At 53.9% G+C, this 13,838-nt stretch carries 9 protein-coding genes; 8 read left to right on the top strand and 1 reads right to left on the bottom strand.

Annotated features, from left to right (window positions below):
• Position 1: 1 nt before the first annotated feature.
• The 3 genes from DQ353_RS14830 (at position 2) to DQ353_RS14820 (ending at position 3,781) form a co-directional block, all read left to right on the top strand.
• Positions 2 to 895: a glycosyltransferase family 2 protein gene (locus DQ353_RS14830; protein WP_113763569.1), complete on the top strand. Its 894-nt coding sequence runs from the start codon at positions 2 to 4 to the stop codon at positions 893 to 895.
• 53 nt (positions 896 to 948) lie between these two features.
• Positions 949 to 1,410, top strand: coding sequence for an FAD synthase family protein (locus DQ353_RS14825; protein WP_113763567.1), 462 nt, complete (start codon positions 949 to 951; stop codon positions 1,408 to 1,410).
• 304 nt (positions 1,411 to 1,714) lie between these two features.
• The gene (locus tag DQ353_RS14820; protein ID WP_113763565.1) at positions 1,715 to 3,781 is read left to right on the top strand and encodes an acyltransferase family protein; all 2,067 of its coding nucleotides are present in this window, start codon (positions 1,715 to 1,717) and stop codon (positions 3,779 to 3,781) included.
• Between the two features lie 171 nt (positions 3,782 to 3,952).
• Here the strand turns inward: DQ353_RS14820 and DQ353_RS14815 are convergent, their stop codons facing one another.
• On the bottom strand, positions 3,953 to 5,119 hold the full coding sequence (locus DQ353_RS14815; protein ID WP_146755265.1) for a CDP-glycerol glycerophosphotransferase family protein: 1,167 nt from the start codon (positions 5,117 to 5,119) through the stop codon (positions 3,953 to 3,955).
• Positions 5,120 to 5,309: 190 nt separating this feature from the next.
• Between DQ353_RS14815 and DQ353_RS14810 the strand changes: the two genes are divergently transcribed.
• From DQ353_RS14810 to DQ353_RS14790, 5 genes are all read left to right on the top strand, one after another.
• On the top strand, positions 5,310 to 6,716 hold the full coding sequence (locus tag DQ353_RS14810) for a stealth family protein (RefSeq protein ID WP_113763561.1): 1,407 nt from the start codon (positions 5,310 to 5,312) through the stop codon (positions 6,714 to 6,716).
• Between the two features lie 298 nt (positions 6,717 to 7,014).
• Entirely contained in the window at positions 7,015 to 9,726 is a 2,712-nt protein-coding gene (locus tag DQ353_RS14805) for a bifunctional glycosyltransferase/CDP-glycerol:glycerophosphate glycerophosphotransferase (RefSeq protein WP_113763559.1), read from the top strand.
• Positions 9,727 to 9,777: 51 nt separating this feature from the next.
• Positions 9,778 to 11,451, top strand: coding sequence for a stealth family protein (locus tag DQ353_RS14800; protein ID WP_286166838.1), 1,674 nt, complete (start codon positions 9,778 to 9,780; stop codon positions 11,449 to 11,451).
• Between the two features lie 353 nt (positions 11,452 to 11,804).
• Positions 11,805 to 13,130: a LicD family protein gene (locus DQ353_RS14795; protein ID WP_286166842.1), complete on the top strand. Its 1,326-nt coding sequence runs from the start codon at positions 11,805 to 11,807 to the stop codon at positions 13,128 to 13,130.
• 143 nt (positions 13,131 to 13,273) lie between these two features.
• Complete coding sequence (locus DQ353_RS14790) at positions 13,274 to 13,837, top strand: YceD family protein (RefSeq protein WP_083411287.1); 564 nt, start codon at positions 13,274 to 13,276, stop codon at positions 13,835 to 13,837.
• Position 13,838: the final 1 nt, after the last annotated feature.

The following is a 13,838-nucleotide window of genomic DNA, read 5'->3' as shown; positions in this document are numbered from 1 at the left end:
CATGACGAGCCCAGCAGATGATTTTCCTTCGGTCGGTGTCGTGGTGCTGACCATGGGCGACAGACCCACGGAATTGGACCGCGCCCTCCGGAGCCTCCTTGCCCAGCGCAACGTCAAACTTGACGTTGTGGTGGTGGGCAATGGCTGGGATCCGATCGGCCTGCCCTCTGGCGTGCGAGCCCATTATCTGGAGGACAATCTGGGCATCCCGGCAGGCCGCAATGCAGGGGTACCGCTGGTGACGGGGGAGTATTTGTGCTTCCTGGATGACGACTCATGGTTTTTGGATGGGGACTTTCTCGAAGAAGCCGTCACGCGGTTCAAGCTGCACCCAAAGATGGGGCTGCTCCAGCCACGGATCACCGACCCCGAACGTGATGACGATCCGACACGTTGGATCCCTCGTTTGAACAAACGCACGGCGGAGGAATCCAGCCGCGTCTTTCACGTGGGTGAAACCTGTCTGATGATGCCTAGGTTCATTTTCGACGAAACCGGAGGATGGGCCGGTGGTTTCTGGTACGCCCACGAGGGAATCGAACTCGCGTGGCGGGTCTGGGACACTGGTCATCACGTTTGGTACGCCGGTGACATGAGAATCGGCCACCCCGTCGTAGACCAACGTCGACACGAGGAGTTCTACCGCCTCAACGCAAGAAACCGTGTGTGGCTGGCCAAGCGTAACCTACACTGGCCATTTAGCTGGATCTACGTTGGCAGCTGGGCCCTGATTGAGAGTGCACGGTTGCGCAAGGATCGCGGAGCAGTGCGACAGTACTTCAGCGGATGGATGGGGGGCTGGAGGGAAAGTCCCTGGTACTCAACACCGCGGCGCAAACTCAAATGGTCGACCCACCTCCGAATGCTGTTGGCCGGCAGACCACCCGTAATCTAAGACCTTCGATCTCTGCGTCCCAGAGCGCAGCAAATCAGCAAATGGAGTTGAACATGGCAAAAACAGTTCTGACCTACGGCACGTTCGATCTTTTCCACGTTGGTCACTTGAACATCCTCAAGCGCCTAAAGGAAAAAGGCGACCGTTTGATTGTCGGTGTGTCCACCGACGGATTCAATGCCATCAAGGGCAAGAAGCCCATCGTTCCCTTCGAGCAACGCATCGAGATCGTCCGGGCGATCAAGTACGTGGACGAAGCCATTCCGGAAGACAACTGGGATCAGAAGCGTCTGGACATTGCCAAGTACGGTGTCGATGTCTTCGGCATCGGAGAGGATTGGAAGGGTAAGTTTGACGACCTCGGCGACAAGGTCGAGGTTGTGTACCTTCCACGCACCTCGGGGATCTCCACGACCGAACTGAAGCGAGTGTTGAGTGCGTTCGACGAGCGTCACGTCGCCAAGCTGAAGGACACCCTCGATAGTCTGAGCCAGATCGTCAAGGAGCTCAGCTAGGGAGTCTCTGTCCTCCGGACATTTGGCCATTATCAGGGATGTCGTCCCACCGGTGCTGGTCCGCCATCCCGTACCTGCCGCCGATCTCCGGGGGTGGTCACTGGCAATCCGCATGGCTGCTACCCGGAATCCCGGCACCGTCGGGACAGCGCACAGTGTCCCTTCGGAAGCTAGACCAAGTGATCCCGAGACCCGGGCTCGATGAAGCGCAGATTCGACGAGCGGCGAATGAGCCGTCCACCCCAAGAACCACGGTCATGGCCGCGCAATAGACCAAGGAATCAAAATTAGGCAACGAGAGATCATGAGCAACACGAATACGCGAACACAATTCAGGCTCGACATCCAAGGCCTACGCGCCATCGCCGTTGGACTTGTTGTCATCTACCACCTGCTGCCGCAAAGCATCACCGGCGGCTTCGTTGGTGTAGACGTATTCTTCGTGATCTCCGGCTACCTGATCACCTCCCACCTGATCAAGCATCCGCCCAGCAGCCCCAAGGAGTTCGGGACCTTCTGGCTGCGCCGCATCAAGCGGCTCATTCCAGCATCAATGCTGGTCCTGTTCACTACCGTCATCGCGGTTCGGCTCCTAACGCCGGAATCGTTTTGGCGGGACAACACGTTCCAGGCGATCGCCTCTGCCTTCTACTCGCAGAACTGGTTCCTGTTGGCCACCAGCGTGGACTATTTGGCCGAGGACAACGCGCCCACGGCCGTTCAGCACTATTGGTCACTGGCGGTCGAGGAACAGTTCTACCTCGTCTGGCCCCTCTGCATCGCCGCCCTCTGGTGGTTTGCGGTCCGGAAGAAGCTCATACCCAAGAGATGCGTGCTTATCGGCGTTTCGCTGATTGTCGCGTTATCCTGCGCCTATTCGATCTACCTGACCTCCGTTGATCCTGGGGTTGCCTACTTCTCCACCTTCACCCGGGCCTGGGAACTAGCCCTGGGCGCCATGGTGGCACTGGTCCCCGCCCCGCGGCAGCGTTTCAGTTCCTCGCTGGCCGGTGCTGCGATAGCCTGGGTCGGCCTTGCCGGGATCATTGGCTCCGGTATCGCCTACGATTCGGCCACTCCTTTCCCCGGCTACCAGGCTGCCCTGCCGGTTGTGGGGACGGCACTGGTGATCTGGGTTGCGGCGACCTCTCGCTTCTCACCAACCGTATTTCTCGCTTCCTGGCCGTTCCGATTTATCGGTGACCACTCCTACTCGATCTACCTCTGGCACTGGCCGATCATTGTCTTGCTACCGTTCTTATCAGACACCTTGGGTGCTTTGGACCTGGTGGCCGTGGCCCTCGCAACCATCCTTCTGTCGATGCTCACCAAGAAGTATGTCGAGGATGCATTCCGCAAGACGCTTGATGTCTCGACACTGGTGACGCCCCTGAGGTTCCTGGTGGTTGCCACGGCCTCCGTCGCGCTGGTCGCCGCTGGTGTCGCGGGCGAAGCCCAGAAACGGGAGGAGAACGCATCCGTTTCCCTTGAGGCCGCGCTTAACGGGGGAGTTCCCTGCTTCGGGGCGGCAGCGCTTGCGGATCAGAGTGGCGATTGCCAATACGAAGCGGACAAGGAACTGATCCTGTCTCCGGCCTTGGCAAAGGTTGACAAGTCTGACGCCTATGCCGACGGCTGTTGGTCTAACGAACCGTTTGAAAAAAAGCCAAAATGCACGTATGGAACCGGCAAGACCAAGGTCGCACTCGTCGGCAACTCGCACGCGGGCCATTGGCTGCCCGCACTCGACAAAATGGCTAAGGATAGAGATTGGACCATCACTACCTTCTTGGCGTCCCGATGTAACCCAACAGATGGCCGTTTGAAGTTTGATGCCGAAACCAAGTCGCAAGGATGCGCCGATTATGGTCGATGGGTTCTGGATCAGACCAGCCACGGCCAGTTCGATCTCATTGTTACCTCCGAACGGCAGTCGGTCCCAATCGTGGGCCATTCCCTCGGTGCGACGGAAGTCCCGGCTCGACTAGGCTATGAAACTTACTTGAAACGATGGAGCGCATCCAATACTCCGATCCTGATTATTCGTGACACTCCGTTCCCGGGCGCTACGCTCAAGAACATTCCGGATTGTGTTGCGACGGCGATGAACGCCAATGCTGAGTGTTCCGGTAGCGTCAAAGAATGGGAGTGGATGGATCCGTTGGTGGATGCCGCAGATCGAACCAGGCACCCGAATGTGGCGGTCATCGATCCCACGCGGTATTTCTGCCAAGAGGGAGTCTGCCCTGCTGTTATCGGCGGGGTGGTAGTTTACTTCGATGCATCGCACATTACAGCGACGTACGCAGAGACGCTCGTTCCTTATCTGGAAACGGACCTCAACGAGGCGCTGCAATCGATTGCCGAGTAGGGCTCCGAAGTCAAATGGGCGCCGGAAGCGGGACAAAAGTCCGTGAAGAAGCTCGAATAGCTATGTCAACGATGGCGCTACGAGACGGTGCTATGCAAACCCAACGTCGCAGGTTGAACTGGACCTGGGTTCCGAAAGCTGCATACGGCCCATCAGTGGCACTGGTGACAGCTACGGCCTATCAGCGGCACTCGTGACAGTTAGTGTTGCGTCGATAAACCGTTCTGTGGCGCTGCCCAACGCAGGATCACCGAATATCACGTCGCGCAGAGCTTGTTGCTGTTGCGGCGGTTCGGACTTGCTCAAGGTGGCGATGATACTCAGCAGTGGATTTCCGTTTTCCTCGGCCAGCATTCTGCTCGCGTCCTGTGTAGACACTGACTGCCGAATGGCAAGGTCGTCTGTCATCGTTGTCGGGAAAGTATAGAGGAGCATCAGCGGCTTGTTTAGACCCACGCTGTCCATCGCCATAGCCGAAATATCGCATAGCACGATATCCGCGTCGTAGATGCTAAGCGAAGAATCGACTGCCCTATCGACGAAATGACCAGCATCGGGCGTCCTATGGATCGCGGTAGTAATGGCTTTACGAATGCGGCCCAATTCGTGGCGTGCTTCCACCGAACTGCTTCCGGTCTTGGGATGCGGGCGGAACACAACAGTGAAGCGCTCGTCGCTTAGCAAGGCTGTGACCAACTTGGCACCAATTGAAACAATTGAGCTGTAGGCCATATTTTGTCCATCTCCCTCCCATGTAGGGGCATACAGGACTCTGATGCGTGGGTTGGTGCGCAGTGCTGCGGGCCTTGCAAATTGAACGTCGAGTTGCGGCCGGCCTATTTCAATTAACTTTGCCGGATCGATACGTGCGACATTCGCCATAATGCGACGCCTCGCAGCTAGCCCAGCGATGAATGCAAAGTCGTAAGCCTTTAGTTGGTTAGAGACCATCGATGACTTTTCGCTCTCGCCATGGCTCAGGTGTATATGCGCGGGACCGTTGAATCGCAACATCGTGAAGTTTGCCTGCGAATTGTTGACGTAAAAGATGCCCAGGGTGTTCCAAGAAGCTAACGCGGTTTCAATTTGTTCCATGGAACGAGTTAAAAGTATCGGAAGGTTGGTCTGCCGGTTCAATTTGCGGGCGGTAAGCGCATTCATGACTAGCAGGCACACGCCGTAGCCACGCTTTTGAAGGGCTTCAAACGGTGCGACCCATTGTTCCAGCTGATAGCTTTGGCTAGGTCCATCGGCGAAAAAAACGGCGAATTCCACCACAGCTGTAGGCGCAGGAGTGGTATTGCTAAGTGTCCGGCTGACCTTTTTCTCCACTGCCACGGCGTGGATTCTCGCGGGCAAGAGGTGGGACTGCCGTTTCAGGAGATCGAATATAGTCACGGCACCATACTATGTCCGTACTTTTAGGACTAGGTATCAGGTGTCGTTCGTTTCAAAGAAAACTGAATAGACTGTTAAGGTCTCTGCCGTAGACGTGCGAGTCGAGAGCAATATCTTGAAGGATGTGCATATGAGTTTCTTGTCCCGTTGGAAGAGTCACGTTGGAGCTGCGGTTCCAGCGGGCTGTTGGCGACAGGCCATTAAACTCATCGACAACAAGACTCCGGTTTCGACCGCATCGATAGCCGACCTCAGAGTTCTGCAGGCAAAGGCTTTCGAGAATAGTTCGCTTAGTCAATCCCACCGTGTCCTATGGGCAGACGGTGAAGCTCGCGCCTACGTAAGCCCAAGCGACATGCAGCAAGTTTGTGGGGAGTTGAAATCTCAGGGCTTTGTCCTCGTTCCGATTGCCAGGGACTCTCTGGACCCTTCAGCCGTCGAGGGTTGGAAATGCGCGACCAAGTCCCAGGTTGGTCGCCGCCGTGACCTTGTAGAAGCGATCGGGGTACGTCTACTGGCGACCCCTGGCGGCACGGCACCTGCTAGGAAGTCCATGCTCGAGGTACCCGAACCCATCGATTTGGTCTATACATGGGTGAACGGCGCCGACGAAGAATGGCAGGAGAGACGACGCAAAGCCGAAACTGAATTTGACGGCGTACTTTTGCCAACTGCCAATGACCAAGCGCGTTACATTTCACACGACGAGCTCCGATACTCGCTTCGATCCGTAGAATCGTTTATACCGTGGGTCAACCACATCTATGTGGTCACGGCCGGTCAACGTCCCGAATGGATGAATGGGAGCAGCCCAAAGATATCTTTGGTCGATCATAAAGATATTTTTGAGGACCGTTCCGCATTACCGACGTTTAATTCCCACGCCATCGAGTCCCAGTTACATCGGATCCCGAATCTGTCGGAAAGGTTCCTCTATGTCAATGACGACGTTTTTTTCGGTCGACTGTTGGGACAGCAAGTTTTCTTTACACCTACCGGCTACCCAAAGTTCGCGCTGTCAGAGAGCCGCTTTGACCTCGAGGAAACCGAGAATCTTCCGGTAAACGTGGCAGCGCAGAACAACAGTCGACTTCTTGAGACCACTTTCGGAAAGGCGACGGCGCACAAGTTCAAACACGTGGCACATGCCCAGCTCAAGAGCACCTTGGCCACTATTTCCGAATCGCATCCTGTTGAAACCAGGAAGACGGCTTTTGCCAAATTTAGAAGTGCGACAGATCTTTCAATTCCCTCCGCCCTCGCGCATTACTATGGTTGCGCTATGGGCGCAGCGTTTCCCGGTGAAATCGATTACCGATACATCGACATTGCCTCGGATCAGGTGCACATGAAACTTGCGAGGTTGTTCCTTTGGAAACGTCCGCAAGTATTTTGTCTCAACGAGGTCAGCGTCGGTCACCGGGAAAGGATCAGGCGCAACTCAGTAATTCACGAGACCCTCCAACGGATGTTTCCTTGGCCATCTTCGTTTGAGCGTTTGGGTGGTCATCAAGAAGGTACCGCGCCCAACGACTGATGTGAGACTCTAGGAAATGATATGGACTGCACCGTGGCCAGCGTCCGCGATGCTGTCCATATCATTCGATGGTGCTTTAGCCGATGCTGAACTCTTCGATGCCGGGCTGAACCATCGAAGTGGGTACGGCACGAGACGCGCAAGGAGTTTGGCTGACGTTGGAAGAGCTTGCTAGATCTTGGGCGTCGATTGCAGACGCCAGTTTATTAGCCAAGCGTGAACAAGATTTTCAACTTAGGTCGTGCCAAAGGTCTGAGAATGCCATAAGCGGCGACCATGACCACTACAATGGACTACTGTGTATGCTGCATCAGTAGAGAAGGTCAACCCGTCTGTGTCAAACAATTCACGAATCGTTGGTGAAGAATCATCACCCAAAGTTTCCGTAGTAACTGCCGTCTATAATGTCGAAGACTACATAGCCGACTACCTGGATTCTTTGGATCGGCAGGCTTCACCGAACACGATCGAAGTAATTTTGGTGCTGGACGGCTCGACAGACTCCTCCGAGCAAAAGATTCGCGAATGGGCTGAACGTACATCGCTCGCGCACTCGATCCTCACAAAGGTGAATGGCGGCCAAGCCTCGGCGCGAAATGTAGGAATAAAGATAGCCAAGGGTGAATGGGTCACTTTCTGTGACCCTGACGACTACTTGGCCGACGACTATTTTGAGAACCTGACGGCATTCATGGATTCGGACATCAATGACACCGCGTCGATGTATGCGACGCGTGTAGTTGGGTTTGACGAAGCCAGCGGTAAGATTTCGGCATCACATCCGCTAAACGGCCGATTTCGCGATGGGGACCGTTTCGTGAGTTTGGAACGATCCCCGAGCTTTTTCCATATGAGTGGTGCTACCGCTGTTGTCCGAAGTAGCGAGCTGAAGCGACTGGGCCATGAGTTTCAGGAAGAGCTCACATTCAGCTTTGAGGACGCTCATTTCGTGGCGTCCTACTTACTTCAACAAGCAGAACCTGTCATCGGAATTGTTGCCAGCAGCGACTATTTCTACCGTCGCCGTGCTGCTGGGAACTCGTCGGTTCAAATCTCGGCTTTCAAGGCAGAGAAATACGGTGCGGTGCTTACGCATGGTCACCTTGATCTCTTGGCTCGTGCCAAGGCAACCAGCGGCGATATCCCCCTGTGGTTGCAGTTGATGTTGATTTACGACCTGCTCTGGTATTACCGCGGCGATCGCCGGGTGGGAGCCCCCTCTCGAAGTATGGATGCCAATGTTCTAGAAGAGTTCCATAGGCTCGTTGGGCAAGTCATGGACGGCATTTCCGAAATTGCCGTGCATTCTTTTGAAGTTATGGCAACCGACGACGATCTGCGAAACGCATTGATTCTTGGCTATAAGCAGCCTGATCATAGACCCGGTGAAGTCTATGTAGAAAAGCTGGATACCGATCAGCAGATGACCCTCCTGCACTATGTCTATTCCGGATCTTTGCCCGAAGAAACGATTACTTATAAGGGTAAGAGTGTAACTCCACGTCACGCTAAGACGAGAACGATGACGTTCTTGGGTAAGACACTCTTCTGCCATCGATACATTTGGATTCCGGCCAACGGTACTTTTGAGATCGCTCTCGATGGGGCTCAGAAACAGCTGATCATCGGGCGACCACCCCGTCAGCACTACAGTCTCAGGCCGTACACGGTCAGCAAGGCCTTGGCCGGTGTGGATCTAACGAAGGAAGCATCTAAGCCAAAGGTCAAGCGATCCAAATTCTTGCCGGTTCGTGCATTAAAGAAAGCGCAGCGAATTGGGGTTGGCTTTCGTAAGCAGTTGCAGGATGCATGGATCAAGAAATCGAATGTACAATCAAGGATCCTCCGATTGGCTGACAGCCCGAAGGTCAAAGCGAAGTACCTTAATTCGTGGATTTTTATGGATCGCATATATCGCGCAAACGACAATGCCGAACACCTATACCGTCACATATCCACAAAGCACCCGCGCGTTAATGCCTGGTTTGTGCTGGAGAGGCAATCGCCTGATTGGGGGCGACTCTCCCAGGAAGGTTTCAAACTTCTTGAACACGGATCCGAAGATCACAAGCTTGCCCTAATTAACGCAAAGATCTACGCATCTTCGCACCTTGACAAATTCGTTACCGATCCGCTGACGGGGAAGCTGGCAGCAAAGGCCGGCTGGAAGTTTGTGTTTCTTCAACATGGGGTCACGGACCACGATCTCTCTTACTGGTTCAATGGCAAACGCATAGACTTGCTTGTAACCAGCACGGTCCCTGAGTATGAATCAATTGTTGGGAACGATACGGCCTACCGTTTTTCAACCAAGGAAGTTAAACTCACCGGCTTCCCTCGGCACGATGCACTCGTTAGTCGATCGCATGCCCCGGATAAGAAGTGGATATTGGTCTCGCCAACATGGAGGCAAAGCCTCGTTGGCCCGTCAGATGCGCTGGGACGCCGTGGCCGCATTGAAGGGTTTGCCGAGTCTGATTATGCGCTCTCGTGGGGGGCGTTTCTAACTAATCCACAGTTGACACAATTCGCGAGAAGCAATGGCTTCCACATCGGATTGCTTCCACATCCATCACTGGCAGAATATGTCGCTGAAATGGATCTGAGCCCGGAAGTTGCGGTCCTCGACTGGGATCAAAAGCCTTTTGCCGAATTTGTTCAGGAAAGCGCGGTGCTGGTAACCGACTATTCATCGACAGCTTTTGAAGCAGCCTACAGTGGTGTACCGGTCGTCTACTTCCAATTCGATCAAGAAGCCATCAAATCTGGATCCCATACGTATGACGTTGGATATTTTGATTTTCACGATGATGGTTTCGGCCCGGTGACCACGGATGCAGAAATAGCTGTTCAGGCGACCATTGCGTCCGTCACTGAGTCTCGAGACCCCAAGTACGCTGCACGCACGGAATCGACGTTCAAGTTCCTCGATGCTGGGAACTCGGAGCGAGTTTACCGGGAAATGACGAAACTGATCCGGCCCGCCAAGCCGAAGGAAATTATTCAGTAGGTTTGCGGGATTTATCCAGACAATCCTTGATTTATAAATAAAGGGATATAAATGACCAAGTTCTCAATTCGTTCGGTGATGCGTCGACTGGAAGCGAAAAGCATAATTGAACGCTGCCTGGGGCCGGAAGTATATCGAGCGCTGCGGGCAAGGGGGCTCAGAGCCGAGAAGACGGTTGACCGTCTTCAAGCGCGAGCGTCACAGCGAATTGTCAACTTCGGGCTGAGGGATGCCCGGGGAAACACGGTATACAAACACGGAGTTTCTTGGTCCGTCGTACAACAAATGACTTTCGCGCAAGCCCTTGAGGCAAATTGTCGTATGGTCACCGATGTGCTTGATAAGTCGGGTGTTTCGTGGTGGCTGGTTGAGAACACTCCGTCCCGGCACGCCGTTATAGGCGTGGACGTGGAGTCTCGTGACACGATTCTCCAAGCTTTGTCATCTCTCGATTCTGAAGCGCCGGTATATGCGAGTGGCATCGAGGCTCCCATCGTACTTCGGCACGTTTCCACAATATCCAAGAGCATGGACTTGAAGAGTGCCGACGTGATCAACGTTTTGGCGCCGCGAGCAGTTGTCGATTCTACGCTTGAATACGGGATTGCAACGGCGTGCCAGATCGAATTTTGGCGGTTTGGCGATGAAGAACAGGTGACTGCGCCACGAGAGAACCGCGCATCGAGAGTGATTTCTAGAGAAGATTTTTTGCTCGTTGAAGACGACCCTTCAATCTCAAGCGCCAGAGTTCCCAGCGTTTTGAAAAAGAGAATGCTTGATGATGTGATTTTCCCGGTGGACGCCGTCTACACTTGGGTTGATGGTGAAGATCCCGACTGGATTAAATCCAAGCATCGGACGGAATCGGAGATCGCGGGTGTGGAATACCATGGCGAGGCCAACCACATCGCGCGCTTTCGGTCCCGTGACGAGCTCAAGTACTCCTTACGTTCACTCGAGATGTATGCGCCGTGGTTTAGGAATATTTTCATTGTCACGGCTGGTCAGGTACCCGAATGGCTAAACACGGATCACCCGAAAATCAAGCTCGTTGATCATCGGGACATCTATCCGGATGCTAGCTACCTACCCACATTTAATAGTAATTCGATTATTTCGAGACTTCATCATATTCAGGGGCTTAGTGAACACTATGTCTACATAAATGATGATGTGTTTTTTGGTAGGCCTTTGGCGAAGGATCGATTCTTCTTGCCAAGCGGCATTGCGAAGGTTTCTCCATCGAGGAATCGCCGTCCCTTCGGATCTCCAACAGCGCATGACGAACCGCATCTGAATCTAACTCGCAACATGCGCGCGCTGCTTGAGAGAGACTTTGGTGTGACGATCTCACGGGCGATTAAGCATACGCCGCATCCCCAGCTGCGCAGCGTTCACTTCGAGATGGAATCCAAATATGCTGAGGCTTATGAACAAACTTGGTCCAGTCGTTTTCGCCACCACCAGGACATTGTCGCTGACCAGCTGCATCACTATTACGCTCAGATAGTTGGTAAGGCCGTACCGACCAATTTGCGTTACAACTACATCAATATTCTTGATGACCAGTACAGGGGAACCATGCAAAACACGCTCCGCCTACGTCATCGAGACACTTTTTGCATTAACGATGCGCCCGTTGACGGGGCTACTCCCATCCCTGATGACGAAGTCACCAACTTCTTGGAAAACTACTTTCCAGTGAAGTCCAGCTTTGAAAATTAGGTGTGTGGGGCTGTTTGCGTCACGAAACGCCCGAAATTCCCTAATGCGTGTATGTAAAGGAGTGTTAAATGCGTAGTTTATTGAGGTCTCTCTCTAGGGCCCACGGGGCAAGGAAGCTCGGGTTTGTAGAAAACTATGAGAAGCAGGGAATTGACGGGCGGGTAAGGTTCCCCCAGAACTCGGAGCGAGCTGTACATGTTGAGCTTTTCATCAACGAAACGCTCGTCCTTAAGTCTCCCGTAATTTCGGATCGTCATGGCTGGGGATCTTTCAAGATAGGTGTCTACGATGTTTGGCGTTTTGCTAAGCGATCCGATCTGATATCTGTAAGGTACTCGGGGCACTGCTTGACGATGCCAAATGGCAAACGATTTAGCCATCCAGCCAAAGATGGCAAGGAGGACCTGGTAGCGCTCCGTAGACGCTTCGATTCGGGCCAGGGGTTTGACGCCAATGGCAAGATAACGCATTTGCCCAAGGACTTAGATCTGACTTGGCAAGACGGTGTGCTCTCGCTCTATCAAGCAGTAGATCGCGTCATCAGGTCAGTGACAGGTTCCAAATCTTTCATATACAGCGGCACGTTGCTCGGATATGTAAGAAACAACGGGTTCATTCCTCACGATAAGGATATGGACTGTGCATATGTCAGCAAGGAGGGCTCCCCGGAAGACGTGGCTGACGAATTTGCAGCGCTTGGTGAGGCCCTTATCGCTGCTGGCTATCAAGTGACTCCAAAGGCCTCATGCATTTCGGTGAGGGAATCTACGGGTTCCAAAGTCATGGTTGATATCGCACATCTATTCATAAAGGCAGACGGACATATCGGGTTTCCGTTTGGGACGGTTGGCGTTGACCCTGTACCACTTGCGAACTTCGAACCTGTTGGAAGCGGCCTACTTAGCGGATTTAATGTCGGCATTCCTGCAAGCCCCAAGGATGTTGTGGGCCATGTTTACGGCGAGGATTGGGGTATTCCGGATCCGAACTTCAAATGGTCGGAGCGGCGACGCCGTCGAGACGCTCAAGCCTTGCTTTCCTATGCTCGACGATCACGAATTGCCATGGATGACTTCTACTCACGTCCGGTGGAGGATGCACCATCTTCGTTCGCCCGGTGGCTGGTTGAATCTGAACTAGTGCCACAAACAGGATTGGTTCTGGACATTGGTTGCGGCAACGGGCGCGATTTGGCCACGTTGCAAAACCTGGCTCCCGTAGTGGTAGGTGTCGATCGGAGTCGCTATGCTGCACAGGCGGCGCGAAGGCATACCCGTACAGTCCCCGGGATCTATATCGAGGAAGATGACGTCCTGGAGCCGGGAACAATCCAGAACCTTGCAAATGAACACCGGGACGAAGCATCTGGTGTCGTGCTCTATTATCATCGTTTCATTCTTAGTGGACTCACTTCGGCAGAAGGGGAAGTTCTCTTTTCTGAACTCGCAGCTTCAACCAAGCCTGGCGATTACGTCGCATTCGAACATCGGACGGATCAGGATGAGGAGCGAAAGAAGGCACTTTTTCGATCCTATCGGCGATTTATTGCTGCGACTGAAACTGCCGCGTCCCTGGAGGCGCATGGGATGACCATTCTCCACTGCGAAGCGGGCGAAGGGCTTGCCCCGTTCGGACGCGAGGACCCCCACCTTGTGAGGATCGTCGCAAAACGTGCCTGATTCCAAGGTTTGGGCGGTCCCCGTTTGGGATCTCATCTTCGATCGGGCTAAGATGTAATGTCGGTCTATGTTCTACAGGAGTCATCATTAGCGAAAAGCGTTCAGATCGTTCGTCGTCACACGGCATCGATCGCAGTTCGCCCTTGGTTTTTCTAACCAAGGATCTCGGGCGCAGCCCGGGAAACATGACGACCCTTGATGAGGTGGTCGCCGCACCGGCTGAAATCGGTGTTGCACTCATCGGAGTCCGTGAAGGGTCAGAAATTGACCTCGATCTGCGATTCGAAGCCGTGCACGAGGGTATTCTGGTTTCCGGAATCGCCACCGTCGAAATCGACGGTGAATGCGGCCGGTGCTTGGAAGCCATCGCGTATGACTTCGATGCCGACATTCAAGAACTTTTCTACTACGAGGGCTTACACGAGTTCACCGAAGAAGAAGAGCTTGACCAGTACCAGGTTGTAGACGATCGTATCGATCTCGAGCCTGTGCTCCGGAATGCAGTGGTGACCGCGCTGCCGTTCCAACCGGTATGCCGGGAAGACTGTGCAGGGCTTTGCTCCGAATGTGGAAAAAGCCTGAATGAGGATCCTGAGCATCACCATGAGGTCTTGGATCCTCGTTGGGCAGCGCTTGCCGGGCTGACCGACATCGTCGCAGAGGACGCGACACAGAGTACACATTCAGTCGAGAGAGAAGAGAAGTAGC

Source organism: Arthrobacter sp. AQ5-05 (assembly GCF_003287975.1).
In the GTDB taxonomy this organism is placed as follows: Bacteria; Actinomycetota; Actinomycetes; order Actinomycetales; family Micrococcaceae; genus Paeniglutamicibacter.
The sequence above is the reverse complement of the archived record's forward strand: the minus strand, read 5'-3'. Positions and strand labels throughout refer to the sequence as shown.

Excerpts from the sequence above, each read along its gene's own strand:
- DQ353_RS14825 (WP_113763567.1), top strand. The coding sequence starts at position 949 with ATGGCAAAAACAGTTCTGACCTACGGCACGTTCGATCTTTTCCACGTT.
- DQ353_RS14830 (WP_113763569.1), top strand. The coding sequence starts at position 2 with ATGACGAGCCCAGCAGATGATTTTCCTTCGGTCGGTGTCGTGGTGCTG.
- DQ353_RS14820 (WP_113763565.1), top strand. The coding sequence starts at position 1,715 with ATGAGCAACACGAATACGCGAACACAATTCAGGCTCGACATCCAAGGC.
- DQ353_RS14810 (WP_113763561.1), top strand. The coding sequence starts at position 5,310 with ATGAGTTTCTTGTCCCGTTGGAAGAGTCACGTTGGAGCTGCGGTTCCA.
- DQ353_RS14795 (WP_286166842.1), top strand. The coding sequence starts at position 11,805 with ATGCCAAATGGCAAACGATTTAGCCATCCAGCCAAAGATGGCAAGGAG.
- DQ353_RS14800 (WP_286166838.1), top strand. The coding sequence starts at position 9,778 with ATGACCAAGTTCTCAATTCGTTCGGTGATGCGTCGACTGGAAGCGAAA.